At 61.6% G+C, this 24,139-nt stretch carries 23 protein-coding genes and 2 tRNA genes; 14 read left to right on the forward strand and 11 right to left on the reverse strand.

The features are described from left to right. Positions 1 to 205 precede the first annotated feature (205 nt). Entirely contained in the window at positions 206 to 1,462 is a 1,257-nt protein-coding gene (locus FHS89_RS01055) for a DEAD/DEAH box helicase (RefSeq protein ID WP_184007590.1), read from the forward strand. 357 nt (positions 1,463 to 1,819) lie between these two features. Here FHS89_RS01055 and FHS89_RS01060 read toward each other — a convergent pair whose 3' ends face one another. Further along, a complete protein-coding gene (locus tag FHS89_RS01060) occupies positions 1,820 to 2,440 on the reverse strand; it encodes a DsbA family protein (protein WP_184007592.1) in 621 nt (206 codons plus the stop codon). Positions 2,441 to 2,442: 2 nt separating this feature from the next. After that, positions 2,443 to 2,994 carry a DUF721 domain-containing protein gene (locus tag FHS89_RS01065; RefSeq protein ID WP_184007594.1) on the reverse strand — a complete coding sequence of 184 codons (552 nt, stop codon included), beginning with the start codon at positions 2,992 to 2,994 and terminating at the stop codon, positions 2,443 to 2,445. A 78-nt stretch (positions 2,995 to 3,072) separates the two neighbouring features. On the opposite strand from FHS89_RS01065, the gene mutY reads away from it, so the two are divergent. From mutY to FHS89_RS01100, 7 genes are all read left to right on the forward strand, one after another. Then, the gene (gene mutY / locus FHS89_RS01070) at positions 3,073 to 4,113 is read left to right on the forward strand and encodes an A/G-specific adenine glycosylase (protein WP_184007596.1); all 1,041 of its coding nucleotides are present in this window, start codon (positions 3,073 to 3,075) and stop codon (positions 4,111 to 4,113) included. Positions 4,114 to 4,193: 80 nt separating this feature from the next. After that, positions 4,194 to 5,294 (forward strand): alkane 1-monooxygenase, encoded by a 1,101-nt coding sequence (locus tag FHS89_RS01075; RefSeq protein ID WP_184007598.1) that lies wholly within the window; start codon positions 4,194 to 4,196, stop codon positions 5,292 to 5,294. After that, positions 5,294 to 6,931 (forward strand): FAD-binding dehydrogenase, encoded by a 1,638-nt coding sequence (locus FHS89_RS01080; RefSeq protein WP_184007600.1) that lies wholly within the window; start codon positions 5,294 to 5,296, stop codon positions 6,929 to 6,931. The genes FHS89_RS01075 and FHS89_RS01080 overlap by 1 nt, the downstream gene beginning before the upstream one ends. Before the next feature lie 69 nt (positions 6,932 to 7,000). Continuing rightward, the gene (locus FHS89_RS01085; RefSeq protein ID WP_184007602.1) at positions 7,001 to 7,444 is read left to right on the forward strand and encodes an RrF2 family transcriptional regulator; all 444 of its coding nucleotides are present in this window, start codon (positions 7,001 to 7,003) and stop codon (positions 7,442 to 7,444) included. Between the two features lie 57 nt (positions 7,445 to 7,501). After that, positions 7,502 to 8,587: a PA0069 family radical SAM protein gene (locus FHS89_RS01090; protein WP_184007604.1), complete on the forward strand. Its 1,086-nt coding sequence runs from the start codon at positions 7,502 to 7,504 to the stop codon at positions 8,585 to 8,587. 117 nt (positions 8,588 to 8,704) lie between these two features. Next, positions 8,705 to 9,319 (forward strand): ribonuclease HII, encoded by a 615-nt coding sequence (locus FHS89_RS01095; RefSeq protein WP_184007606.1) that lies wholly within the window; start codon positions 8,705 to 8,707, stop codon positions 9,317 to 9,319. Between the two features lie 79 nt (positions 9,320 to 9,398). Then, positions 9,399 to 10,499 carry a site-specific DNA-methyltransferase gene (locus FHS89_RS01100; RefSeq protein WP_184007607.1) on the forward strand — a complete coding sequence of 367 codons (1,101 nt, stop codon included), beginning with the start codon at positions 9,399 to 9,401 and terminating at the stop codon, positions 10,497 to 10,499. A gap of 98 nt (positions 10,500 to 10,597) precedes the next feature. Here the strand turns inward: FHS89_RS01100 and FHS89_RS01105 are convergent, their stop codons facing one another. Further along, positions 10,598 to 11,251 carry a LysE/ArgO family amino acid transporter gene (locus FHS89_RS01105; RefSeq protein WP_246413501.1) on the reverse strand — a complete coding sequence of 218 codons (654 nt, stop codon included), beginning with the start codon at positions 11,249 to 11,251 and terminating at the stop codon, positions 10,598 to 10,600. A gap of 43 nt (positions 11,252 to 11,294) precedes the next feature. On the opposite strand from FHS89_RS01105, the gene FHS89_RS01110 reads away from it, so the two are divergent. Together FHS89_RS01110 and FHS89_RS01115 are read left to right on the forward strand one after the other, a co-directional pair. Then, positions 11,295 to 12,179 (forward strand): LysR family transcriptional regulator ArgP, encoded by an 885-nt coding sequence (locus FHS89_RS01110; protein WP_184007608.1) that lies wholly within the window; start codon positions 11,295 to 11,297, stop codon positions 12,177 to 12,179. 98 nt (positions 12,180 to 12,277) lie between these two features. Next, a tRNA-Leu gene (locus FHS89_RS01115) sits at positions 12,278 to 12,364 on the forward strand. A 44-nt stretch (positions 12,365 to 12,408) separates the two neighbouring features. Here the strand turns inward: FHS89_RS01115 and FHS89_RS01120 are convergent. Next, positions 12,409 to 13,137 carry a helix-turn-helix transcriptional regulator gene (locus FHS89_RS01120; RefSeq protein ID WP_184007611.1) on the reverse strand — a complete coding sequence of 243 codons (729 nt, stop codon included), beginning with the start codon at positions 13,135 to 13,137 and terminating at the stop codon, positions 12,409 to 12,411. Positions 13,138 to 13,224: 87 nt separating this feature from the next. On the opposite strand from FHS89_RS01120, the gene FHS89_RS01125 reads away from it, so the two are divergent. Both FHS89_RS01125 and FHS89_RS01130 read left to right on the forward strand, forming a co-directional pair. Further along, positions 13,225 to 13,554: a hypothetical protein gene (locus tag FHS89_RS01125; RefSeq protein ID WP_184007613.1), complete on the forward strand. Its 330-nt coding sequence runs from the start codon at positions 13,225 to 13,227 to the stop codon at positions 13,552 to 13,554. A gap of 3 nt (positions 13,555 to 13,557) precedes the next feature. Next, entirely contained in the window at positions 13,558 to 14,685 is a 1,128-nt protein-coding gene (locus FHS89_RS01130; RefSeq protein WP_184007615.1) for a DNA alkylation repair protein, read from the forward strand. Between the two features lies 1 nt (position 14,686). Here FHS89_RS01130 and FHS89_RS01135 read toward each other — a convergent pair whose 3' ends face one another. The 5 genes from FHS89_RS01135 to FHS89_RS01155 form a co-directional block, all read right to left on the reverse strand. Then, positions 14,687 to 17,119: a GcvT family protein gene (locus FHS89_RS01135; RefSeq protein ID WP_184007617.1), complete on the reverse strand. Its 2,433-nt coding sequence runs from the start codon at positions 17,117 to 17,119 to the stop codon at positions 14,687 to 14,689. A gap of 162 nt (positions 17,120 to 17,281) precedes the next feature. Beyond that, positions 17,282 to 18,616 (reverse strand): TRAP transporter large permease, encoded by a 1,335-nt coding sequence (locus tag FHS89_RS01140; RefSeq protein ID WP_184007619.1) that lies wholly within the window; start codon positions 18,614 to 18,616, stop codon positions 17,282 to 17,284. A 1-nt stretch (position 18,617) separates the two neighbouring features. Continuing rightward, positions 18,618 to 19,166, reverse strand: a complete 549-nt coding sequence (locus FHS89_RS01145; RefSeq protein ID WP_184007620.1) for a TRAP transporter small permease subunit — start codon at positions 19,164 to 19,166, stop codon at positions 18,618 to 18,620. A 60-nt stretch (positions 19,167 to 19,226) separates the two neighbouring features. Then, the gene (locus FHS89_RS01150; protein ID WP_184007622.1) at positions 19,227 to 20,252 is read right to left on the reverse strand and encodes a TRAP transporter substrate-binding protein; all 1,026 of its coding nucleotides are present in this window, start codon (positions 20,250 to 20,252) and stop codon (positions 19,227 to 19,229) included. A 38-nt stretch (positions 20,253 to 20,290) separates the two neighbouring features. Continuing rightward, the gene (locus FHS89_RS01155; RefSeq protein WP_221229197.1) at positions 20,291 to 20,821 is read right to left on the reverse strand and encodes a gluconokinase, GntK/IdnK-type; all 531 of its coding nucleotides are present in this window, start codon (positions 20,819 to 20,821) and stop codon (positions 20,291 to 20,293) included. Between the two features lie 110 nt (positions 20,822 to 20,931). On the opposite strand from FHS89_RS01155, the gene gntR reads away from it, so the two are divergent. Beyond that, positions 20,932 to 21,948: an HTH-type transcriptional regulator GntR gene (gene gntR / locus FHS89_RS01160; protein WP_184007624.1), complete on the forward strand. Its 1,017-nt coding sequence runs from the start codon at positions 20,932 to 20,934 to the stop codon at positions 21,946 to 21,948. Positions 21,949 to 22,088: 140 nt separating this feature from the next. On the opposite strand, the gene FHS89_RS01165 is transcribed toward gntR, so the two are convergent. Both FHS89_RS01165 and FHS89_RS01170 read right to left on the reverse strand, forming a co-directional pair. Continuing rightward, positions 22,089 to 22,164, reverse strand: a tRNA-Ala gene (locus FHS89_RS01165). Between the two features lie 68 nt (positions 22,165 to 22,232). After that, a complete protein-coding gene (locus FHS89_RS01170) occupies positions 22,233 to 22,556 on the reverse strand; it encodes an FYDLN acid domain-containing protein (protein ID WP_184008421.1) in 324 nt (107 codons plus the stop codon). Between the two features lie 285 nt (positions 22,557 to 22,841). Here FHS89_RS01170 and FHS89_RS01175 point away from each other — a divergent pair, with 285 nt between their 5' ends. After that, on the forward strand, positions 22,842 to 24,095 hold the full coding sequence (locus tag FHS89_RS01175; RefSeq protein ID WP_184007626.1) for a polyhydroxyalkanoate depolymerase: 1,254 nt from the start codon (positions 22,842 to 22,844) through the stop codon (positions 24,093 to 24,095). Positions 24,096 to 24,139 lie beyond the last annotated feature (44 nt).

The raw sequence follows: 24,139 nt of genomic DNA on the forward strand, positions 1-24,139 counted from the left end.
GAGTGGCCCTATTTGCGCACAGGACGATAAACTTCACCGGTTCCCATTTCACGCGGGGTTCTGTCGCCCCATCGGCATCATTGGCATCCGGCCAGATGCGAGCATCGGGGTGAGAACGATACGCGACTGACCCTGCCATTGGCGGGGCAGATCATTCGGGTCATGCCGCGAAACACGCGCGCTTGCCCCCTGAAAGGCATGTGCTTTGACACAATTTTCCGATTTGGGGCTGTCCCCCAATCTTCTCAAGACCATTGAACAACAGGGCTTCACCACGCCCACCCCGATCCAGATGCAGGCGATCCCGCATGTGCTGGAAGGCCGCGACGTGATGGGCCTTGCCCAGACGGGCACCGGCAAAACGGCAGCATTCGGCCTGCCGATGGTGCATCACCTGACGAAACTCCATGGCAAACCCGCGCCCAAAACGGTGCGCGGGCTGGTGCTGGCCCCGACCCGCGAATTGGTAAACCAGATCGCGGAAAACCTGCGCGCCTATGTAAAGAACTCTCACTTGCGGGTGAATGTCGTGGTCGGTGGCGCGTCCATCGGCAAACAGATTGGCGTGCTGTCCAAGGGCACTGATATTCTGGTGGCAACGCCCGGTCGCCTGCTTGATCTGGTGGACCGGCGCGCGGTGCAACTGAACACCGCGACCTTCCTCGTGTTGGATGAAGCGGACCAGATGCTTGACCTTGGGTTCATCCACGCGCTGCGCAAAATCGCGAAGCTGTTGGGAGAGCCGCGCCAGACCCTGCTGTTTTCGGCGACCATGCCGAAAAACATGGCGGAACTGGCACAAAGCTACCTCAAAGACCCGGTGCGAGTGGAAGTCGCGCGCCCCGGTCTGGCTGCGGACAAGGTGCGCCAATCGGTGCATTTCGTGGGGCAGAAAGAGAAATCCACCCTGCTGAAGAAACTGCTGGCAGAAAGCCCCGATGGCCTGTCGCTGGTCTTCTCCCGCACGAAACATGGCGCGGAGAAGCTGAAAAAGCATCTGGTGGAGCAAGGTTTCGCGGCGGACTCGATCCATGGCAACAAAAGTCAGGGCCAGCGGGAACGCGCGATCCGCAGCTTCAAATCGGGTGAGACGAAGGTGCTCGTTGCCACGGATGTCGCCGCGCGCGGGATCGACATTCCGGGGGTGAGCCATGTCTACAATTTCGACCTGCCGGATGTGGCCGAAAATTACGTCCACCGGATCGGGCGCACGGCCCGCGCGGGCCGTGGCGGAGAGGCGATCGCATTCTGCAATCCGTCCGAACAGAGCCTGCTGCGCGCGGTTGAGAAACTGATGAAAATCAGCATCCGCGTCGAAAGCGGCCAACCCGCAGCGGTGGAGCCTAGTGCGAAACCACAAAACCGGCGCGGCGGTGGCGGCAAGAAACCGGGCGGTCAACAACACCGCCGGTCAAATGGCCCAAAGGGTGGTCAGCGCAACCGACGTCCGCGCGCAGCCTGATCGCGCCTTGCGGCGCGATGCGCTCTGCGCTGGGGATATTTGAAGAAAGTGAATTTGGGGGGCGGTGTAAGAGCAGCCCCCGCGATTCGGCCGTGGGTCAAGGTCCGAGGAACGAGCGGCCTTGACGCGCGGGCGAATCGTGACACTCACAATTGAGACGGTGATTTGAGGAACACACCTGTTCCTCAAACACCTCAGCGCAAACTTTCTTTCTCGCGGCGCAGCCGCGCCTTTCCCGGCGCTTCATTCCATTCCGCGCGTTCGGGCGCAAACGCTGCCCCGCAGCGTTTGTCTCTCGGCCTCACCCCCAACGGGAGGCGGGAGCGCCAGCGACTGAACGACGAGCGGGAGAGCCCCTTAGCCGTCAAGCTCGGCGTCAATCGCTTGCGCGAAAGCGGCATAGCCCATGTTGCCATAGGGTGTGCCGTTGATGATGAAAGACGGGGTGCCACGGACATTGTCGCGCTCGGCATTCCGCTGGTATTCGTCAACCAGCGCTTGCGCCTTATCCCCATCGCTGAGGCATTGCTCCATCTGTTCTTGGCTCAGGCCCGCCTGCGCGCCCACGCGGCGCATGGCCTGCACGATCGCTGCAGGATCGCCCGCGCCGCTCCAGTCCTGCTGCTGTTTCAGCAACAGATCGACCACCCCGAAATACCGGCTTTCATCGCAGCGCGCGAGCATACCGCCCCAAAGTCCGAACCGATCGAAATAGACCTCGCGGAACACGAACCGCACCTTTCCGGTATCAATGTAATTCGCGCGCAGTTGCGGGAACACATCCGTATGGAAGCGCGCGCAATGCGGGCAGGTGAGCGAGGCGTATTCAATCACCTCAACCGGTGCGTCGGCATCGCCCAGCACCATTTCGGTGACTTCGATATCTTGTGCCATGGCGGGCAGCCCCGCGCTGGTGGCGAGGGTCGCGGCAGCCACGCCTTTAAGCAGGCTGCGGCGGGTCGGGGTGGCTATGGTCATCGTCAACGATCCTTCTGATTGTGCAAATTCTGATCTAGGAGGGTGAGCGCGTTGCGCAAGCCTTCATCCTCGATACTGTTGATTGTGTCGCGCAGGCGCGCGCGGTCCTCCGGCGCGATCTGGCGCGGTTTGGGTTCCGGTTTGCGCGGGACAAAGGCAGCGGCGGGCTCAGCCATCCCGACGGCAGCGGCGGCATGCACGATGCGCAGCTTGGTCACCGCGCGATAGCCATAGCAGGCATTCACCCGCTCCAGGATCGTCGTGCTCATCATCTGCACATCCGTCGCCGCACCGGGCAGGCAGGATACGTGCAGCGTCGCGCCCATTCCCTGCCTTGCATAGCCCACCTTCTCTGGCCGGGCGAGGCGCGCGACCTCTGGTCCCACAACCTCCTCCCATTCGGTGAGCAGGCGCATCTGGGCAAAGCCCCGGCTTTCGGCCACCTTGCGGATCTGGGCCGTCACCAGCGATCCGGTCTGAGCAAACCGATAGCGCCGCCGGGGCGCTGTCCGCCCTGCATTGCCATTCGCCGGTGATGCTCCAGATTTCGCCATGCTGGCCCCCATGTTGATCAAGTGGTAGCAGGCTCGGCAGCGGATGCCACCGCAAACGTCGCAAACGAGGTGTCAAACATGCGTGAAGTCAGCGCGCGCCTGCTCGATTGGTATGATTCCGCCGCGCGGGAGATGCCATGGCGCGTCGGGCCAGCGGACAAGGCCGCGGGGCAGCGCCCAGATCCCTACCATGTCTGGCTGTCGGAGATCATGCTGCAACAGACCACAGTTGCCGCTGTCACGGCCTACTTCCGGCGCTTCGTCAGCCGCTGGCCCACGGTGGGCGCGCTCGCCGCCGAAGCGGATGAGGAGGTGATGAAGGCATGGGCCGGTCTTGGCTATTATGCCCGCGCGCGCAACCTGCTCAAATGCGCGCGCGTTGTAGTGGCCGAGCATGGCGGGCGGTTTCCCGATACCGAGGCCGCACTTTTGACCCTGCCCGGCATCGGCCCTTACACGGCGGCGGCAATCGCCTCTATCGCGTTTGATCGGCAGGCCACGGTGCTTGACGGCAATGTCGAGCGGGTGATGGCCCGCCTTCATGCCGTGGAGGAGCCATTGCCAGACAGCAAGGAAGCGTTGCGCGCCCTTGCCGCCCGGCACACCCCCGTGCTGCGTCCCGGCGATCATGCGCAAGCGGTCATGGATCTGGGTGCTACGATCTGCACCCCGCGCAATCCGGCCTGCGGGATTTGCCCCATTCTGGCAGACTGCGCAGGCCGGCGCGCGGGCATCGCTGCAGAGCTTCCGCGCAAACGCCCGAAAAAGGCAAAGCCGACTCGCCATGGGATCGTCTATGTCGCGCGGCGCGGCGATGGGGCGATCCTGCTGGAGACGCGGCCCGACAAGGGGCTGCTCGGCGGAATGCTCGCGTTGCCCACGACGGATTGGGCGGAAACTCCTGCCGCCGATACGCCGCCCTGTGCGGGCCAATGGCGCAGCGTGGGGGAGGTGCGGCACACCTTCACCCATTTCCATCTGATCCTTGATGTGCGCGCCGCGTCGGTGGCTGAAGATACGATCCCCGCACGCGGCACGTTTCGGGACAAGCACAGCATCACGGCCACCGACTTGCCCACGGTTTTTGCGAAAGCATTCCGGCTGGCGGCAAAAGGGTGACGTCGCGTTAGCCACCGCTTGCTCCCTTGCCGAAACGGATGCTCCATGGGCAAGATTGCGAAACGCAACCGAGGAGCATCATGATCCCGCCTGCCTATCTGTTTCTGACGGCTTTTTCGCTTGTCCCTGTTGTGGTCGGGCTGGCGCTGCTTGGTGGATGGTGGATGCTTTTGATCCCGGCTTATGCGTGGATCGTGCTGAGCCTGCTTGACGCGGTGGCGGGAGTGGACACGACCAATCCCGACCCGAACAGCGATGCCGATCTGTTCTGGCACAAGATGCTCACTTGGGTCTGGCCGCCGATGCAATTTGCGCTCGTGTTCGGCGGCATCGCTTATGCCAGCCGCGTGATGGGGACATGGGAAAGCGTGGGCCTGATGGCCGGGATCGGCATCGTCAGCGGCGCGATCGGGATCAACTTTGCTCATGAGTTGATGCACCAAAAGAACAAGTGGGAACGGTTGGCCGCCGACCTGTTGATGACCATGGTCGCCTATGGCCATTTCCGGTCAGAGCATCTTCTGGTCCATCACCGCTATATCGGGACGCCGCGCGATCCGGTCACCGCGCGCTATAATGAAGGCTTCCCCCGCTTTTTCATCCGGGTTCTCTGGCAGTGCCTGACATCGTCTTGGAAAGCCGAAGCCGCCCTTTTGGCCCGCGCGGGACAGCCATGGTACGCGCGGCGCAATCCGTTTTGGCGGTATCTGGGGTTCAGCCTTGGATTTGCGCTGCTGGCCTATGCGATTGCGGGCTGGTGGGGGGTCGCGCTATGGGCGTTGCAGGCCTATGTCGCGGTGCTGCATCTGGAATTGGTCAATTATGTCGAACATTACGGTTTGGTGCGCAAACACCTTGGTGACGGGAAATATGAACCGGTCCGCCCGCACCATAGCTGGAACGCTGGGCATAAGGTGACGAACTGGTTCTTGATCAACCTGCAGCGCCATTCCGATCACCATTATAAGCCCGACCGGCGGTTCCCCTTGCTCCAAACCTATGACGAGGCGGAGGCGCCGCAGCTGCCCTATGGCTATCCGCTGATGGTCGCGCTGGCGAATGTGCCGCCGCTTTACCGCCGGGTGATGAACCCACGGGTCAAGGCATGGCGCGCGCGCTACTACCCCGAGATTACCGACTGGACCCCCTATAAGGACGGGACAAACCCGATGCCCCGCTGATGGATGCTGATGCCTTGATTGTTGGTGCCGGGCTTGCGGGCCTTGTCGCGGCGTGTGAACTGACCGATGCGGGCAAGCGGGTGATCGTGGTCGATCAGGAACCCGAACAGCATCTGGGCGGGCAGGCGTTCTGGTCGCTTGGCGGATTGTTCATGATCGACACACCCGAACAGCGCCGCCTTGGTATCAAGGACAGCTACGATCAGGCTCATTCCGACTGGATGCGCACAGCAGGCTTTGATCGTAACGAAGATGGCTGGCCCCGCCGCTGGGCAGAGGCGTATCTGGACTTCGCCGCCGGGGAAAAGCGCGACTGGCTCAAGGCCCGCGATTTCAAATTCTTCCCCATCGTCGGCTGGGCCGAACGGCGCGCGTATGCCGATAAGGGGCCGGGCAATTCCGTGCCGCGATTCCACATCACTTGGGGCACCGGGCCGGGGGTGATCGAGCCGTTCGTGCTGCGCGCGCGGGAGGCGGAGAAAAAGGGGCTGTTGCGGTTCGCCTTCCGTCACCGGGTGGATGCGCTGATCGTTGAGGGCGGCGCAGTGAAAGGTGTGTCGGGCCGCGTGCTGGCCCACGACACTGCCGAACGGGGCGGCTCCACCAATCGGGAGGAGACCGGAGATTTCAGCCTAAGGGCAGAGAATACGCTCGTCTCCTCCGGCGGGATTGGCGGGAATTTCGACCTGGTACGACAGCACTGGCCAGAGCGGTTGGGCACGGCCCCCGATTTCCTCGTCTCCGGCGTGCCGGATCATGTGGATGGCCGGATGCTGGGCATCTCACAGGCGGCAGGTGCGCATCTGATCAATCAGGACCGGATGTGGCACTATGTGGAAGGCGTGCAGAACTGGAACCCGATCTGGCCGCATCACGGTATCCGTATCCTGCCGGGGCCAAGCTCGTTGTGGCTGGATGCGGCGGGGGCGCGGCTGAACGATCCGAATTGGCCGGGCTTCGATACGCTGGGTGCGCTGCATGAATTGCGCAAACGCGGCTATGAGCATTCGTGGTTCATCCTGACCCAAGGGATCATCAAGAAGGAGTTTGCGCTGTCCGGCTCCGAACAGAACCCGGACCTGACGGGCAAGAAATGGTCGCTGGTCGCGAAACGCGCCTTTGGCAAAGCCGCGACCGGCCCTGTTGAGGCGTTCAAGGAGCATGGCGCGGATTTCGTGGTGGCAGACACGCTTGATGAGCTTGTCGCGGGCATGAACAAGATCGGGCAAGTGCCGCTTACGGCGGAGACGATCCGGCAGGCAGCGGCGGCCCGCGATGCCTCTGCGGTCGATGCGGCGCAGTCGGATGGGCAGATGGATGCGGTCCGGCAGGCCCGCACCTATATCGGGGACAAACTGATCCGCACGGCCAAGCCGCACGCGATCCTTGATCCGGCCAATGGCCCGCTGATCGCGGTCAAGCTCAACATCCTGACGCGCAAGTCCCTTGGCGGGATCGAGACGGACCTGTCCTCCCGCGCGCTGGATGCGACCGGTCAGCCGATCCCGGGCCTGTTCGCGGCGGGGGAGGCTGCAGGCTTTGGCGGTGGCGGGGTGCATGGATATCGCAGCCTTGAGGGTACGTTCCTTGGCGGTTGCATCTTCTCAGGGCGGGCTGCGGGCCGCGCGATGGCTTGACCTCAATCAAATCCCTAACCTGAAAGACCGGATATAAGACCGCATTCTAGGGAAAAGGATGCGCTCAAAATGCGACTAACAATCCGAACGAACCAAGCCCTGCGCGTGCTGATGATTTGCGCGGTCAATCCGGGCAAACTGTTGCGCAGCGCCGATATTGCACAGGCCAGCCACGCGTCGGAGCATCACCTTGCGCAGATCGTGCACCGGCTGGCGAAGCTGGGATTCCTCGACTCGGTCCGGGGGCGTGCAGGGGGTGTGCGGCTTGCGCGGGCACCAGAACGGATCAATATCGGACAGGTGGTCAAGGCGATCGAATCCGATTTTCCCTTTGCCGAATGTTTCGAGCCTGAGACCTGCACATGCCCGATTGCCGATGTGTGCATCCTGAAGGGCCATTTTTCCAAGGCGCTGGATGCGTTTTATGCCGTCCTGTCGGATGTGACGCTGGATCAGCTGGTTGATGGAAACGCACCTTTGAGCGACCGGCTTCAGGTGTTGGAACCCGCCTGAGAATCGTTGCCTCTTGGTTAAAATGTTCTTATTTTGTTCTCATTCAGGGAGCAAAGCATGGACGACCTTTTCCCATCGAAAATTCAGCCCGATGCACGGCGGGGGCGTGGGGCCACCAGCAATAATGCTGGCCGATTTGAACGGCTGAGTACGGCCAAGGTGGATGATGGCTGGAAGGAGGCGGAGGACACGCCCCACCGTACGACCCTCTACATTGATCAGGCGCGCAAGATCATCACCCGCAACCAATCGCCCGACGTGCCGTTTGACCGCTCGATCAATCCGTACAAAGGCTGTGAGCATGGCTGCATCTATTGCTTTGCCCGGCCCACGCATGAATATCTGGGCCTGTCCGCTGGCTTGGATTTTGAGACGCAGCTTTTCACCAAGCCCGATGCCGCAAAACTGCTGGAGGCGGAATTGCGCCGCCCCGGATATTCTGTCGCCCCCATAGCGATTGGCACCAACACCGACCCCTACCAACCCGTTGAGAAAGAGTTGCGGATCATGCGCGGGGTGCTGGAGGTACTGGCAAAGTATCGCCACCCCGTGATGATCACGACCAAGGGCGGCCTGATCACCCGCGATATCGACATTCTGAGCCGCATGGCGCGGGACAATCTGGTGCGGGTGCAAATCTCTGTCACGACGCTCGACACCAAGCTGCATCGCGCGATGGAGCCGCGCGCGTCTGCCCCCACCGTGCGGCTGCGCGCGATTGCGGCTTTGGCCAAGGCGGGCGTTCCGGTGGGTGTGAACCTCGCCCCGGTGATCCCCGCGCTCAACGATCATGAGATGGAGGCGATTTTGGCCGCGGGCGCGCGCGCCGGGGCGGAAAGTGCGGGCTACATCACGCTGCGCCTGCCCGGTGCCGTGGCACCCCTGTTCCGCGACTGGCTGGAAGAGGCGTATCCGAAACGCGCCAAACGCATCATGCGTTATGTGCAGGAATTGCATGGCGGGAAGGATTACTCCGCCGATTGGGGCAAGCGGATGCGTGGTGAGGGTGTGTATGCCGCAATGATCGCCCGCCGCTTCGCCGTGGCCTGTGGTCGGGAAGGGCTGGCGGCGAAACGGCCTGAACTGGATTGCACCGCCTTCCGGGTTCCGGTGCGGCCGGGCGATCAGTTGTCGCTGTTTTGAAAACCTTCCTCTGACGGGATCAAACGGAAGGTGCCGCGACAAGCACTCCAGGGCGGCCCGAGCATCGGCCTACGTCACAATGCTTGACCACGCGTTTGCGGGGTGCGACGCAAGGTCATGCCTGATCTATCCTTTGAAAGCCTCCACCCCTCCCCCGTCTGCGGCATCGACGAAGTTGGTCGTGGGCCATGGGCCGGGCCGGTGATGGCGGCGGCGGTGATCCTTGATCCTGCGCGCATTCCGCCGGGGTTGAACGACTCCAAAAAACTCACCGCCGCGCGGCGGGAGGCGCTGGTGCCGCAGATCATGGAGGTGGCTCAGGTCGGCATCGGGTCTGCCAGCGTGGCGGAGATTGACGAGATCAACATCCTGCAAGCCACCTATCTGGCCATGCGCCGCGCGATTGCGGCCCTCCCACACGCGCCGGCCTTTGCCCTGATTGACGGAAACCGCCTGCCGCCCGATCTGCCCTGCCCCGCGCAGGCGGTGATCAAGGGGGACAGTATCAGCCTGTCGATCGCCGCGGCCTCCATCGTGGCGAAGGTCACTCGTGACCGGATCATGGCTGATTTGGCGAAGGCACACCCCGGTTACGGCTGGGAAACCAACGCAGGATACGGCACGGCGGCGCATATCGCGGGGCTAGAACGGCTCGGCGTGACCCCACATCATAGACGCTCGTTCAAACCCATACACAAGATATTGGGTCAAGAACGGATTGCAGGCCATTGATTCAATTAAATAATTGACAAACGAATCACCGATGACTCATTTAGTGTCATAGGCAGACACACAACATCGGGACAAACCCATGGCCACCATCAAACAAACAGCGGCGCCCCTGCCGCTGAACAAAATCCTTGCGGGCGATTGCATCGCGGAAATGAACAAGTTGCCGGAAGGATCGGTGGACCTGATCTTTGCCGATCCGCCCTATAACCTGCAATTGAAGGGCGATCTGCACCGGCCCGACAATTCCAAGGTGGATGCGGTCGATGATGCGTGGGACCAGTTTTCAAGCTTTGCCGCCTATGATCGGTTCACCCGCGACTGGCTCAAGGCCGCGCATCGCATCCTGAAACCGAACGGCGCGATCTGGGTCATTGGCAGCTATCACAACATTTTCCGCGTCGGGGCGTCGTTGCAGGACACGGGCTTTTGGGTGCTCAATGATGTGGTCTGGCGCAAATCGAACCCGATGCCGAATTTCCGGGGCAAGCGCCTGACCAACGCGCATGAAACGATGATCTGGGCCGCGAAATCCGAGGCGGGCAAATACACGTTCAACTATGAAGCGCTCAAGGCGATGAATGACGGCGTGCAGATGCGCTCCGACTGGTTGCTGCCGATCTGCACGGGCCATGAGCGTCTCAAGGATGAGAACGGCGACAAGGCGCACCCGACGCAGAAGCCCGAAAGCCTGCTGCACCGTGTGCTTGTGGCGACGACCAATCCGGGCGACGTGGTGCTTGACCCGTTCTTCGGCACCGGAACGACCGGCGCTGTGGCCAAGCGGCTGGGCCGTGATTTCATCGGCATCGAGCGGGAAGAGGCCTATCGCAAGGTCGCCACAAAACGGATCGACAGCATCCGGCGGCTGGACAAGGACGCGCTGGAGGTCAGCACCTCCAAACGGGCGGAGCCGCGCGTGCCCTTCGGCACTCTGGTTGAGCGGGGCATGCTGAACGCGGGCGACAAGCTCTATTCGCTGAACGGGCGCCATTCCGCGAAGGTACGGGCCGACGGCACACTTGTGGCGCATGACACAAAAGGCTCCATCCATCAGGTCGGGGCCCATCTGGAAGGCGCGCCAAGCTGCAATGGCTGGACCTATTGGTACTTCAAGCGCGATGGCAAAAACGTACCCATTGACCTGCTGCGTCAACAGATCCGTGCGGAGATGAAACACTAGAGATGCGGGTGGGGTCCTGCGAGAGGGGTTCCAACTGACTGCCCGGTTAGCCTGCGGTTAACCTACCTTGGCCCTGCTGTGTTCAGCGGGGCCATTTTTCATGCGCTCACCACCAGCTTTGCCGCGATGGCCCACATCACGCAGCCGACGAACACGTCAAGAACGCGCCACGCGCCGGGCTTGGCGAACAGGGGGCGCAGCATCCGCGCGCCATATCCAAGGCTGAAGAAAAACACGAACGACCCGCTGATCGCGCCCAGCGCAAAGGCGAGCTTTTGCCCCTCATATTGCGTCGAGATGGAGCCAAGCAGGATCACCGTATCCAGATAGACATGCGGATTGAGCCATGTCAGCGCCAGCGTGGTCAGCAGCACGGGCACAAGTGCGCCGCCCTGCCCCTCTGGCTCCAACGCCGCACCACCGCGCCACGCGGCCAGAAAACTGCGCGCGCCATAGGCCAGCAGGAACGCCACACCACCATAGAGAAACAGGGGCTGCACCCATGGCGCGCGCTCCATGATCACGCCGAACCCGGTCACGCCCAGCGTGATCAGGATCGCGTCCGACAGCGCACAGGTCAGGCAGATCGCGAACACATGCTCGCGCCGGATCCCCTGCCGCAGCACAAACGCGTTTTGCGCCCCGATCGCCGCAATCAGACTGATGGCGAGCAGGAAACCGGGCAAAGCGGCATTGGTGATCATGATGGCCCTCCAGAATGTGACTTGCAGGAGGGATAACGGCTGGCGCATGATAAGGCGAATTAATGATTTTTCATGTGATGCAATTTTTCTAATGCTTGATCCTGCGCAGATGTCCGCCCTGACCGAAGTCATCCGAACCGGCAGCTTTGAACGCGCGGCGGAGCGGTTATCGGTCACGCCCTCGGCCATTTCCCAGCGGGTCAAGGCATTGGAGGAGCGGATTGGGTCGGTCCTCATCATGCGTGGTCAGCCCTGTCTGCCGACGCCAACCGGGCAGCGCATCCTGCGCCATGCCGAAGAGGTTGATCTCTTGGAGCAGATGCTGCACCGCGATCTGGGTGGCGCGGCCCCCGCGCTCAGCACGCTGCGTGTTGCGGTCAATGCCGATAGCCTTGCCACATGGCTGATCCCCGGCATGGCCGCCTGTGACGGCATCCTGTTCGATCTGGTGATCGACGATCAGGACCACAGTGCTGCATGGCTGCGGGAAGGGAAGGTCAGCGCCGCGATCACCTCCCACGCGGCACCGGTGCAAGGATGCGATTCCCATCCGCTTGCCGTGATGCGCTATGTCGCGACCGCCTCGCCCGCTTTCATGGCGCGCTGGTTTCCCGATGGTGTGACAGTGGAGGCGCTGAAACACGCGCCGATGATGACCTTCGATCCCAAGGACACGTTGCAAACAGACTGGCTGCGCGCCACGTTTGGCCGCCCCCTGCGCCCGCCAAGCCATTGGATCCCCGCCACACATCCCTTTGTTGAGGCGACGCTTGCAGGAATGGGCTGGGCCATGAACCCGGAAATCCTGATTGCCGATCACTTGGCCACGGGGCGGCTTGTGCCGCTGATGCCAGAGGCTCCGCTGGACGTGCCGCTACATTGGCAAACCAGCCGCATGGTCGGAAAAGCCATCGCGCCGATCACCCGCGAAATCCGGCGCGCCGCCAGCGTGTTGCGCCCCTTCGCGGAGCGTTGACACCCCTGCCGCAGATTTTTTGATCGAAGGGGCCGCTTGCCGCTCACACCCCGTTGACACCCCCCGCGCGCAAGGATAAACGCCCCTTCACGACACCTGCCCAGGTGGCGGAATTGGTAGACGCGCCAGCTTCAGGTGCTGGTATTCGTATGGATGTGGAGGTTCGAGTCCTCTCCTGGGCACCAATCGTCCGGCGCAGATGCGCGGTCGTGTCACTCTCCCCTTATCGTCAGATTTCACGGGTCGGATTGCCGACCATATCCGTTTCGAATGCGGACCATGGACGCGGGGTGAAGCTCTGTTCCGTGACGGTGGCGCCCTGCATCCGGTCGCAGCGGAAAGTCCGGTTTTGCTGGCGCAGATGATCCCAACAGACAGCGTACCAGATCGGTGGATTGTGCAGCAGGAAATGCGGCTCAACCTGTCGGCTGGTCATCGCAGCCTGTCCATCCTTATAGCGGATCGTGAGGACACGCCCCAGAATGAACGCCTCCTTCAGCGGATCGCTGACCTGCTGTGGTGTGCTGCCCAATGTGCCGACCATCGCGCCTGATGCGGTCGGCCCGACCCGGATGCGACGGCGGAGCGCGCCGATCTGACGCTGATCCGCATGAGAGAACGAGGCCAGCAATTTGCGCCGGATCGCATCGGCATGGCCCATCTGCATCGTCGCGTGCGCGCTTTCCCCAATTGCCAGCCCGATCAACAGATCGAGCGTTTCGGCACGGGTCAGCCGAACGCGCCCTATCCCCCATGAGGACGGCAGGCGCACGCCGCCGCCCCGCCCCCGATCCGCCTCCACCGGGATACCACGGAGCCGCAGCACCTCCAGATCACGATGCACCGTGCGGAGCGACACGCCCAACTCCCGCGCAGCGTCGTGCAACACCAGCGGCTCATCCGATTTGAGCCAGCTTTCCAGCCGTTCCAACCTGTCGATCCGATCAAGTGTTTTCATGTCGTCAGCATCGCAAGATATATGTCATTTTCTGACACTTTATTGCGACAAAACCCGGTCATTGCAATTCGAACCAAAGGACACCGCATGACCGACCCTATCCTTGAACTGGCCACCATCACCCTCGCGCCCGGCGTCACCGAACAGGAGCTCGTCACTGCCGCTGCCGCATTCCAGCGCGATTTCCTTGATCATCAGGATGGGTTCATCCGCCGCGACATGATCCGCCGGGAGGACGGGCGGTTTGTCGACGTGATCCTATGGGAGAGCCGCGTCCAAGCCGACGCCGTGTTTCAGCGCGCGATGGCATCGCCGGTAGCTGGGCAATATTTCTCGCTCATGCAGATGGACCCTGAGACAGCAGAAACCGGGGTGGAGCACTGCCCGGTTCTGTGCTCTTTCACCCGAAAGGAGTGACCCATGCCGGAGCCGTTCAAGACCTTCATCTCGCCAAAGCTGGTGGCTCTTACGGCCCGGATTTTGGCGCGGCATGTCAGCACCGTTGACGCGGACCGCTTTGCCGCGCCGCTGATCTCACAGCTTGATGCGTTGGAGTTGAAACAGCGGGTCGATCTGGTGGCGGAGGCGCTGCACCGCGCCTTGCCTACCGATCCGACCGCGCGGCAGGCCGTCCTGCTTGCCATGCTGCATCCCGATGAGCAGGACCACGCAACGAAGGAAAGCGATGAGGCGGGCCTCTGCGGCTGGGGCATCTGGCCGCTTACCACCGTGATCGGGCGCTATGGGCTTGGCACGATGGAGCAGGCCTTGGCCACCTTGCGGGACATGACCAAACGCGGAACAGCGGAATTCGACGTGCGCCCCTTCATCGCGCAAGACCCGGAGCACGCGTTACGCATCATGGCCAGTTGGATAGACGATCCGAACCTCCATGTCCGCCGCCTGATCAGCGAAGGCACACGCCCGCGCCTGCCATGGGGGATGCGGCTGCATGCCCTGATCGAACGGCCAGAGCTGACCCTTCCCTTGCTCACCCGGCTGCGGGACGATCCGTCGGACTATGTCCGGCGGTCGGTGGCGAACCATCTGAACGACATCGCAAAGGACCACCCCAACCGGATCGCCCGGCTTGCCCATGACTGGATGGACGGGGCATCGCCGGACCGGGCGCGGCTCGTGCGGCACGCCTGCCGAACGCTGATCAAACAGGGGCATCCGGGCGCGCTTGCGACATTCGGTTTTGCGCCGCCACAGATCGCGCCGCCGCATCTGCGCATCGCGACCCCCATTGTGGATTTGGGCGCAGCACTTGAATTCGGCATTCACCTGCGCTCCACCAGCGCGCAGGAACAGCAGATCGCGCTGGATTACGTCATCCACCACCGCAAAGCGCATGGGGGCCTGTCACCCAAAGTGTTCAAATGGACGACCCTGACCCTCGCTCCCGGCGCCGAGCGCAGGCTTGAGCGGCGCCACCCCATCCGCCCGATCACGACGCGCACCTATTACGCGGGCGAGCATGCCGTGAGCCTGCGGATCAACGGGCAGGATTTCGGGCGGGAGGCCTTCACGCTCCGTCTGGATTAGACTAGGCGCGCAGTCTTGCGCCATCGGGGTCAAACGGGGGTGCGGCCAGCCGGATGGCCCGGTGGGGCCGCCCGAGGATCGCGATATGAACCCTGTCGCCGGGCTGCACCTGCCCGGCCTTCACATAGCCCAGCGCGAGCGATTTATCGACGCCATAGCCATAGGCCCCCGAACTGACCTGCCCAACCGGCGTCCCATCGGTGAGGAAAATCGGCTCCCCACCGGTCGCATCGGCCTGACTGGCCGCGGTGTCGCCCGCATCCACCTCGAAGATCACCAATTCCTCCCGCGCGGCACGCGTCGCAATGGCGGCATAGGCGGACTTGTTGAGGAAATCCTTATCCATCTTGATCAGGCCCGCCAGCCCGCTTTCCTGTGGCCAGTATTCGGGGGAGTATTCGCGCCCCCATGAGCCGTATCCCTTCTCCAGTCGCAAGGACATGAGCGCGCGGCTGCCCACCGGCCCCGCACCCACGGATGAGCCGGCCTCCAGCAGGGCGGTGTAGAGCGTGACCTGATCGGCGGCCGCGCAATGCAACTCCCAGCCCAGATCACCAGTGAAAGAGACCCGCAGCGCGATCACCTCCACCCCCGCAAGCGTGATGCGCTGGGACCGCATGAAGCGGAACTCTTCGGTTTCGAGCGACGTGTTGGTCAGCCGCTGCAACATCTCCCGCGATTTCGGGCCTGCAACGTTGAAGCCGCACAGTGCCTCCGTCAGGCTTTCGAATGTGGTGCCACGGGGCAGCGGGATTGCACGGAAAAACCGCTGGTGGAACCGCTCCGCCATGCCGGAGCCGATGATGAGGAATTCCTCCTCCCCCAGCCGTGTTACGGTGAAATCCCCCGCCACGCCGCCGCGTTTGCCGATCAATGGCGTAAGGCAGGACCGCCCCACGGCGCGCGGCATCCGGTTGGCGAACAGGGCGTTCAGCCAATCCTCTGCCCCCGGGCCCATCACGCGGTATTTCGCGAAATTGGAGATGTCGATGATGCCCGCATGGTCCCGCAGCATCCGGGCCTCTCGCCCCACCTGAGCCCACCAATTCTGCCGGGTGAAGCCATGGGATTCGCGGCGCGGCTCACCTTCGCCGGCGAACCACAGGGGATGCTCCCAACCGTAATTGAGGCCAAACACCGCGCCCATATCCTGCTGCATCGGGTGTGCGGGGCGGGTGCGGACGGGGCGGCCCGCATCGCGCTCCTCATTGGGGAAGTGTATCTTGAACCGATTGGCGTATTGATCCGCGACCCGCGCCTTGGTGAAGGCTTTCCCCGCCCACGCGCCGAACCGCGCCATGTCCCAGCCAAACAGATCGAGCGTCGGCTCGCCCTCCACGATCCATTCGGCGGCGAGTTTGCCCATCCCGCCTGATTGGCTGAACCCCGGAATGATCCCGTTGCAGCAGAAATAGCCGGTCATCTCCGGCACCGGGCCGAACAGAACGTTGCTATCAGGGGACCAGATCATCGGGCCATTGATGACCCGCTTGATCCCGGCCTCCCCGACGGCGGGCACCCGTTCGATCGCGCGCATAATGTTATCCTCGATCCGGTCAAGGTCATCAGCGAACAACTCATGACCAAAACCAAGCGGCGTGCCCTCCTCCGCCCAGAACCGCACGTCCTTTTCATACGCCCCCACGAGAAGGCCCTGACCCTCCTGCCGCAGGTAATACTCCCCATCCCGATCCGCGACGGAAGGAAGGCGGCGATCCATCGTGGCGATCTCTGCGATGGTCTCGGTCACGAAATACTGGTGCTCCGTGGGTTGGAGGGGCAGCGTCAGCCCAGCAAGGGCCGCCACCTCGCGCCCCCAGAGACCCGCCGCATTGATGACCCAAGGCGTGCGGATATCGCCCTTGTCCGTGCGCACGACCCATGTGCCGTCTGGCTGTGCCTCGGTCCCCGTCACGGGGGTGAAGCGGTAAATCTCCGCGCCGCGCTGGCGTGCGCCGATGGCATAGGCGTTGGTCACACCGGAGGGATCGACATTGCCACCATCCGGCTCGAACATGATGCAGCGCACGCCGTCATAATTGACAAGCGGATGCAGCCGCTCTGCCTCATCGCGGCTGACTTCATGGAAGTTCATGCCGTATCGGCGGGCCTTGGCCTCTTGCAGGCGGAGCTGGTGCTCCCGCTCCTCCGTCTGCGCCAGATAGAGCGATCCGGGTTGGAACACGCCGCAGCTTTGCCCCGTTTCCGCTTCCAGATCGTTGTAGAGTTGCATCGTGTAATGCTGGAGGCGGCTGATATTTGTGCTGTCATGCAGCCCGTGAATATTGGCCGCCGCGTGCCAAGTGGAGCCAGAGGTCAGTTCGTCCCGCTCAATGAGGACAACATCCGCCCATCCCAGTTTCGTGAGGTGATAGAGGATGGAGCATCCGATCACGCCCCCTCCGATGACAACGGCCTGCGCGTGGGTCTTCATGTTTGGTCCTGAATGCTGCAACGGGGCATGATCGCTTCAGGAAAAGCGTCGCTGCGGATCACATCTGGCCAACGCCCGACATATCGGGTCGCAAATGGTCCCTTGTGTAGGTTTGTGATTGTCCGGTGTGCGGCGGATGCGGGGCTGCAATGGCAGCCCCGATCACAACCCTTCGATCAACGTGATGCCGGGAAACGCCAGCAAAAGGCCAAGTGCCACTATCTGGAGGCCAATGAACGGCAGGAGAGCGCGGAAAATCTCCCCCAGCGAAATACCTGCCGGGGCCACACTCTTGAGGTAGAACGCCGCTGGCCCGAAGGGCGGTGACAGGAAGCTGACCTGCATGTTCATCGCGAACACCACCCCGAACCAGACCGGATCATAGCCAAGCGACACCACAATCGGGACAAAAATCGGCATCGTCAGCAACGCGATCCCCACCCAATCCAGGAACATGCCCAAGACGAACAAGATCAGCATCATGAACAGGATGATGATGATCGGCTCTTCAGAGATACCGGTGATGAGTTGCGAGACAAAGTTGATCCCGCCCATCAGGTTGAACACCCCGACAAGCGCGGTCGCTCCGATCCCGATCCAGACGATCATGCCCACCGTCGCCAGCGTCTGACGGGCCGCGCCCAACAGGAGGCCAAAGGAGAACTCGCCGCGAATGACGGTGGACAGCGCAACGCCCAGCACGCCGACAGCGGACGCCTCCGTCACACTGGCAATGCCGCCATAAATCGAGCCAAGCACGAAAAACACCACCAGAAACGGCAGAAACAGCCCCTTGAGAAGGCGCAGCTTCTCCGAGCGGGGGATTTCACCCTGTTCAGGGATCGGGGCGACCTCGGGGTTAAGATAGGCGCGCACGAGTATATAGACGACATACAATCCCGCCAGCATCAAACCGGGCACGAAAGAGGCCGTAAACAGATCGCCAATCGACACATTCGCGGTCAGCCCGTAAACGATCAGAACGATGGACGGCGGGATCATGGTGCCAAGCGCGCCACCCGCACAACAGACCCCAATCGCCAGCCTGCGGTCATATCCGAGCCGCAGCATCTGCGGCAGCGCCAGAAGGCCCAGCAGAACGACCTCCCCCCCAATAATGCCCGACATGGCGGCGAGCACCACCGCGACCAAAAGGGTCTGGATCGCAACGCCCCCGCGCAAACGCCCGCCCACCAGACGCATTGCGTCAAACAGGTCACGCGCGATGCCCGACCGATCCAGGATCGCGGCCATCATCACGAACATCGGGACCGACACAAAGACAAAGGAATTTACGAAGCTGAAAATCCGGCTGGTGATCAGCGGCACTGCCATCGGGCCAAACCAGCCAAGCGCGAAAATCAGCGCCACCAGCAGCGTGACAAAGGCGAGCGGCATACCGGTCAACAACAGTGCCAGCAGCGACAGGAACATCGTGAAGGTCGCCCATTCGATGCCCATGGATTTCAGATCGGGGATGAGTGACAGCCACTCCATCTCAGGCTCTTTTCTTGATGTAGGAGATCGTGAGCACAAGAAACTGCACTGTCATCACGATCAGGATAAACAGAAGGAACACCTTGATCAGACCGGGCGTCGGCGGGTTCCAGGCAGAGCCGGAGGTTTCCAGCCGAAAATCCCCCGCCGGTGTCCAGATGGACCGCTGCACCCCTTTCCATGCCGCCCACGCAAACATCGCGGAGGACAGGCAGCAGGTCGCGGAAATGCCAATGTCGAAATAGCGCCGCAGCCGCTTTGGCAGAAAGTCATAGATCAGAACGACGCGGATATGCGCGTTGCGCGCCACAACATAGAGCCCGCCATACACAAACGCGCTCGCCGTGAGGAAAATGACTGTCTCATGCGCCCAGATGGTCGGGGCATTCAGGACATAGCGCAGGAAAATCTCGATCACGAGGATAGCGGCGGACGCCAGCAGCCCGATGGCAAACAGGATGCCGGCGGCGTTGATGATCCGGCCTAGTGCACCCGCATGGACGTCCGCACCCGGATCTTCATGCAGGCGTTCTACGATATCCTCGGTCATGATCGCTCCCCGTGTTTGAAATGGCCCCGCGACAGTGATGCCACGGGGCGATTGCTTTTGTTATTGGGAGATCATGCCCTGCTCGACCAGATATCCGGTCAGCACGTCAAACACCTTCTGCGCGTTGGCGGACTGGCTCGCCACCTTGCTCCACTCGCCCTGCGCGATGGTGCGGAACTTGGCCCGCTCAGCCGCGGACCAGTTATGCACGGTGATGTTCGGGTCTGCATTCGCCTCGGCCACGGCAAGCGTGTCGCGCGCTGCCAGCTTTCCGACCATGTTATGCGCGAAATCGCGGACCGACATTTCAAGGATCGCCTGAATGTCAGCGGGCATGGAATCCCATGTCGCCTTGTTCATGGACACTTCGACGAGCGGCATGGAATGGAAACCGGGATAGACCGGATGCGTCGCCACATCATGCATACCCTGCGCGTGGTTGGTGGAGAACACGGTGTAATCTGCCGCATCAATCACGCCCTTGTCGAGGGAGGTGAACACTTCCGACCCTGGCAGGTTCACGGGTGCGGCACCGGCTGCTGCAAACACCTGCTGGACCAGCCCTTCAGGCGCGCGCATCTTGAGCCCCGCGAGGTCATCAACACCCGTCAGCGGCACCTTGGAAATGAAGGCTTCAAGGCCGGGCGTCGTCGCGCCGATGAAATGCAGGCCATAAGGTGCCAGCAAATCGCGCATCAACTCGTTGCCGCCGCCATATTCAAGGAAGGCGAACATTTCATAGGGCGAGGACCATGCGCCGACCGGGTTTGCGATCAGGCCGAATGCCGCGTCCTTACCCGTGAAATAGGACGTGTCGGTGATGTGGCCGTCAATAATCCCGGCGGCGACGGCATCTTGTGTTTCGGTGTGCTGAACGATGGAATTGACCGGCAGCATCTCAATCGAGACGCGGCCATTGGTCAGCGTGTTCACGCTGTCGGCCCATTCGACTTTCAGCTCGAAATTCGGGTTGCCCGCCGGGTCCGAGGATTGAAAGCGCAAGGAATAATCCTGCGCCGTAACGGCGGCTGTCATGCCGATCGTCGCGGCCGCCGCGAGGGTGAGTGCCTTAAGGTTGGTGAGCATTTGGTCTTTCCTCCAAGTTTATGTGTTGGTTTGGTTGGTCAGGTAATCTGGAAAAGCAGGTCGTTGATCCTTTGGGCGACGATCCGGTCCACTTCCTCCCGCGACCCTGACACGTCCACGACGATGGCGTGTTCGTCCGCCGTGGGCGCCTCAAGGGTCTGGAGCTGGCTGTCGAGCAGCGAAGGAGAGATGAAATGATCGCGGCGGTTCCCGAGACGATCCGCGATGATCCCCCGCTCCCCCGTCAGGTGCAGGAATTGCACTTGCCCCATCTTGGCCCGCAGGACATCACGATAGCTGCGCTTGAGCGCCGAACAGGCCATGACCACATGGCCATGCGCCCGCGCGGCCTCTGCCGCTTCCGCCAGCCGGTTCAGCCACGGAAACCGCATTTCATCTGAGAGCGGAATACCATGCGCCATCGCCTCCCGATTTTCGGGGGAGTGAAAGTCATCCGCCTCAATATACCGCGCCTCCAGCGTACCCGCGAGGACACGCGCGACGGATGTTTTGCCAACACCGCAGACGCCCATGACGACGATTGCCACGTTTTGGTTTTGCTTCGGCACGCTTTGTCCTCCCGTGAGATACGCTAAATGATTGCGCAATCATGTGTCAATCACGATAATTCGGGGAGTTATTTCTTGCCTTAAACCCTTCAAAATCTGATGATTACCCTATGAAAAGACCAACGCTCATAGATGTCGGGATTGAAGCTGGCGTTAGCGCAATCACCGTATCCCGCGCCCTGCGCGAGCCTGAAAAGGTGTCCGAGTCCCTGCGCGAACGAATCGCCAAGGCCATCGACAAGCTCGGCTATGTGCCCAATCCGGCGGCCTCGTCGCTGGCGTCCAACCGCTCCTCCATCATTGGGGTTCTGGTCCCGTCCTTTTCGAACTACGTTTTCGCGGATGTCCTGTCGGGGGCGAATAGCGTGATTGAGAAAACCGGCTATTCGATCCAGATCGGGAATACCGGCTACGACCCGTTGACCGAAGAGGCGATGATCCGCAAATTCGTGTCGCTCAGCCCGGTTGGCCTGATCATCGCGGGGGTGGACCAGACGGAGACGTCGCGGAACATGCTTGAAACGGTCGATTGCCCCGTCGTGCAGATTATGGATTCCACAGATGATCCGGTGGATGTGATTGTCGGGTTTTCCAATTTCGAGGCTGCCGCCGCATCAGCGCAGCACATGGTCGATCAGGGATATCGACGCATCGCCTTTGTCGGGACGCGGATGGACCCGCGGACCCAACAGCGGATGGCCGGATTTGAGAGCGTGATGCGCCAGCACCAAATCTATGACCCGGCATTGTTTATCACGACACCCCAAAAATCGAGCGTGGAGATCGGGCGCCACCTGCTGGCCGGATTGCTGGACAAGGTGCCCGATTGCGATGGCGTGTTTTGCAACAATGATGATGTTGCCGTCGGGATCGGGCTGGAATGCCAGCGGCGCAATCTGTCAGTGCCAAAGGATTTCGGCATTTGCGGCTTCAACGATCTGGGCACCACATCGCAGATGAACCCCGCGATAACGTCGGTCTATACACCAAGGGTGGAGATCGGGGAGCGCGCGGCGCAATACATCCTTGATCGCGCGGCAGGCGGCCCCCAGCCGGATATCCGCAACATCGACCTTGGCTTTACGCTCAAAAAGCGCGCATCGACCTTGCGGTCAGAAGCGATCTAACCGGGGTTTTGTGCTTAAAAGCTGCCGTTCACCACCCCGTCGCCTGCACGCCCTCCGTTTTCGCGACCAACGCAACATGCCTTCAAAAGCCTTCGCCTGTTCTTCAATCAAACAGGCAATCGGTTATGATTTAGGGAAATTGGTGGAGCCTAGGGGGATCGAACCCCTGACCTCTTGCATGCCATGCAAGCGCTCTCCCAGCTGAGCTAAGGCCCCGGTGCACAGATCATCGTGCGGTGCGAGCGGGGTGATACTTTCCCCGCTCGACAGGATCAAGTCAAAAGTCAGTCGTCGTCGTCTTTGGCGACATCTGCGATGTCATCAAGGCTGACATCATCATCGTCGTCATCGACGAGCACGTCATCATCCGCCAGATCGACATCATCATCGTCAAGCACGTCGTCGTCATCCACCTGATTGGCGGCTTCCACCTTGGCCGCGGCTTTTGCCTTGGCGTCTTGGGTCGCTTTGCTCTTGGACAATGAGAAGGCCGCAAGCTCCGCTTCCGCGCCGCAATTGGGGCAGATGCACGGATCATTATTCAGATCGTAAAAGCGGGACGCGCAGCTTAGACAAGTGCGCTTAACACCCCATTCCTGCTCGGGCATGGTCAACCTCAATGCATTGGTCATCTCAAGATGGTGCGACGTGCCACAGCCTTGCGTGGTTGTCAAAGGCTTTGGCCCGATTCGACGGGCTTTTGCCGCACCCATGGCTGGCACCTTGTCGGGCGTGTTCGGATACCGCCGCGTGTTCATCCAAAACAAAGACTTTTGTCATATTTCTGTAATTTTGTTGCGCAGCGGTATGAATGGCGGTTAATTTCGCACCTGCACACTGTAGTATGCCGATTGCGGCTGCCCTAGGCGCGACACGTTAGGTAAGGATGACCCATGCTCTATCACGCTTATGAAGCTTCTCATGCGGCTGTTGGCCCAATGCGACAGGCTGCCCGGATGGGTCAGGAAATGGTGCAAAGCCCATTCAACCCCTTCGCACAAACCTATGGGGCAAAGGCGACAGCGGCAGCGTTTGAGATGTTCATCAACGCAACGCGCCGCTACGCCAAGCCCGAATTCGGCATCGAAGAGACCGAAGTCGCCGGAGAGGTCGTGCCGGTGGTGGAGCAGAAAGTCTGGTCCAAACCGTTCTGCGATATGATTCGTTTCAAGCGGGACGCCCCCCATGCTGCGGCGCGCAACGACCCCAAGGTTTTGATTATCGCGCCCATGTCCGGCCATTACGCGACCCTGCTGCGCGGCACCGTCGAAAAAATGCTGCCGGAACATGACGTCTACATCACCGATTGGATTGATGCCCGCGACGTGCCGCTGTCGGACGGGAAATTCGACCTTGATGATTATGTCGATTACCTTATCGAGATGTGCCAATACCTCGCCAAGGATGGCGAGCGTCCTGCCGTTATGGCCGTCTGCCAGCCGGGCGTGCCGATGATGGTCGCAGCCTCCCTCATGGCAGAGGACAAGGATCCGGCGCGGCCCTCCTCCGTTACGCTGATGGGCTCCCCGATTGATACCGCGCGCAATCCCAAGCAGCCGAATGAGCTGGCCACCGGGCGGCCCCTGTCATGGTTTGAAAACAACGTGGTCGTGACCGTGCCCTTCCCGAACAAGGGCTTCTTGCGCCGGGTCTATCCGGGCTTTTTGCAATTGTCGGGCTTCATGTCGATGAACATGGACCGGCATGTGGACGCGCATCTGCGCCAGTTCCGCGATCTGATCAAGGGCGACGGGGACAGCGCCGCCGCGCACCGGTCCTTCTATGACGAGTATATGGCGGTGATGGACCTGACGGCGGATTTCTATCTGCAAACCATCGAGCGTGTGTTCCAAAAACGCCTGCTCGCGGTCGGTGAGTACGTCTATCGCGACCGTAAGGTGGACCCGGGCGCGATCACCGATATCGCGCTTCTCACCATTGAAGGGGAGAAGGACGACATCACCGGGCTGGGGCAGACCGAAGCCGCGCTTGACCTCGCCGTGAACCTCCCGGATGAGAAAAAGCAGCACTATATTCAGGCCAAGGTTGGCCATTACGGGGTGTTCAACGGCTCCCGCTGGCGGCAGGAGATCCAGCCGCGCGTGCGCGACTTTATCCGGGCCAAACGTATGATGGTGCGCGGCTGACCGACCCTGCCACGATCGAGATTGGCAGCCCCCCCATATCGGTG

The sequence above is a fragment of the Rubricella aquisinus genome, from assembly GCF_014199445.1.
Lineage (GTDB): Bacteria > Pseudomonadota > Alphaproteobacteria > Rhodobacterales > Rhodobacteraceae > Rubricella > Rubricella aquisinus.

What these genes read in the sequence shown, in the direction of transcription:
- FHS89_RS01060 (WP_184007592.1), bottom strand. Translation starts at nt 2,440, where the DNA reads ATGACCATAGCCACCCCGACCCGCCGCAGCCTGCTTAAAGGCGTGGCT.
- FHS89_RS01065 (WP_184007594.1), bottom strand. Translation starts at nt 2,994, where the DNA reads ATGGCGAAATCTGGAGCATCACCGGCGAATGGCAATGCAGGGCGGACA.
- mutY (WP_184007596.1), top strand. Translation starts at nt 3,073, where the DNA reads ATGCGTGAAGTCAGCGCGCGCCTGCTCGATTGGTATGATTCCGCCGCG.
- FHS89_RS01075 (WP_184007598.1), top strand. Translation starts at nt 4,194, where the DNA reads ATGATCCCGCCTGCCTATCTGTTTCTGACGGCTTTTTCGCTTGTCCCT.
- FHS89_RS01080 (WP_184007600.1), top strand. Translation starts at nt 5,294, where the DNA reads ATGGATGCTGATGCCTTGATTGTTGGTGCCGGGCTTGCGGGCCTTGTC.
- FHS89_RS01085 (WP_184007602.1), top strand. Translation starts at nt 7,001, where the DNA reads ATGCGACTAACAATCCGAACGAACCAAGCCCTGCGCGTGCTGATGATT.
- FHS89_RS01090 (WP_184007604.1), top strand. Translation starts at nt 7,502, where the DNA reads ATGGACGACCTTTTCCCATCGAAAATTCAGCCCGATGCACGGCGGGGG.
- FHS89_RS01095 (WP_184007606.1), top strand. Translation starts at nt 8,705, where the DNA reads ATGCCTGATCTATCCTTTGAAAGCCTCCACCCCTCCCCCGTCTGCGGC.
- FHS89_RS01100 (WP_184007607.1), top strand. Translation starts at nt 9,399, where the DNA reads ATGGCCACCATCAAACAAACAGCGGCGCCCCTGCCGCTGAACAAAATC.
- FHS89_RS01105 (WP_246413501.1), bottom strand. Translation starts at nt 11,251, where the DNA reads ATGCGCCAGCCGTTATCCCTCCTGCAAGTCACATTCTGGAGGGCCATC.
- FHS89_RS01110 (WP_184007608.1), top strand. Translation starts at nt 11,295, where the DNA reads ATGCTTGATCCTGCGCAGATGTCCGCCCTGACCGAAGTCATCCGAACC.
- FHS89_RS01120 (WP_184007611.1), bottom strand. Translation starts at nt 13,137, where the DNA reads ATGAAAACACTTGATCGGATCGACAGGTTGGAACGGCTGGAAAGCTGG.
- FHS89_RS01125 (WP_184007613.1), top strand. Translation starts at nt 13,225, where the DNA reads ATGACCGACCCTATCCTTGAACTGGCCACCATCACCCTCGCGCCCGGC.
- FHS89_RS01130 (WP_184007615.1), top strand. Translation starts at nt 13,558, where the DNA reads ATGCCGGAGCCGTTCAAGACCTTCATCTCGCCAAAGCTGGTGGCTCTT.
- FHS89_RS01135 (WP_184007617.1), bottom strand. Translation starts at nt 17,119, where the DNA reads ATGAAGACCCACGCGCAGGCCGTTGTCATCGGAGGGGGCGTGATCGGA.
- FHS89_RS01140 (WP_184007619.1), bottom strand. Translation starts at nt 18,616, where the DNA reads ATGGAGTGGCTGTCACTCATCCCCGATCTGAAATCCATGGGCATCGAA.
- FHS89_RS01145 (WP_184007620.1), bottom strand. Translation starts at nt 19,166, where the DNA reads ATGACCGAGGATATCGTAGAACGCCTGCATGAAGATCCGGGTGCGGAC.
- FHS89_RS01150 (WP_184007622.1), bottom strand. Translation starts at nt 20,252, where the DNA reads ATGCTCACCAACCTTAAGGCACTCACCCTCGCGGCGGCCGCGACGATC.
- gntR (WP_184007624.1), top strand. Translation starts at nt 20,932, where the DNA reads ATGAAAAGACCAACGCTCATAGATGTCGGGATTGAAGCTGGCGTTAGC.
- FHS89_RS01170 (WP_184008421.1), bottom strand. Translation starts at nt 22,556, where the DNA reads ATGCCCGAGCAGGAATGGGGTGTTAAGCGCACTTGTCTAAGCTGCGCG.
- FHS89_RS01175 (WP_184007626.1), top strand. Translation starts at nt 22,842, where the DNA reads ATGCTCTATCACGCTTATGAAGCTTCTCATGCGGCTGTTGGCCCAATG.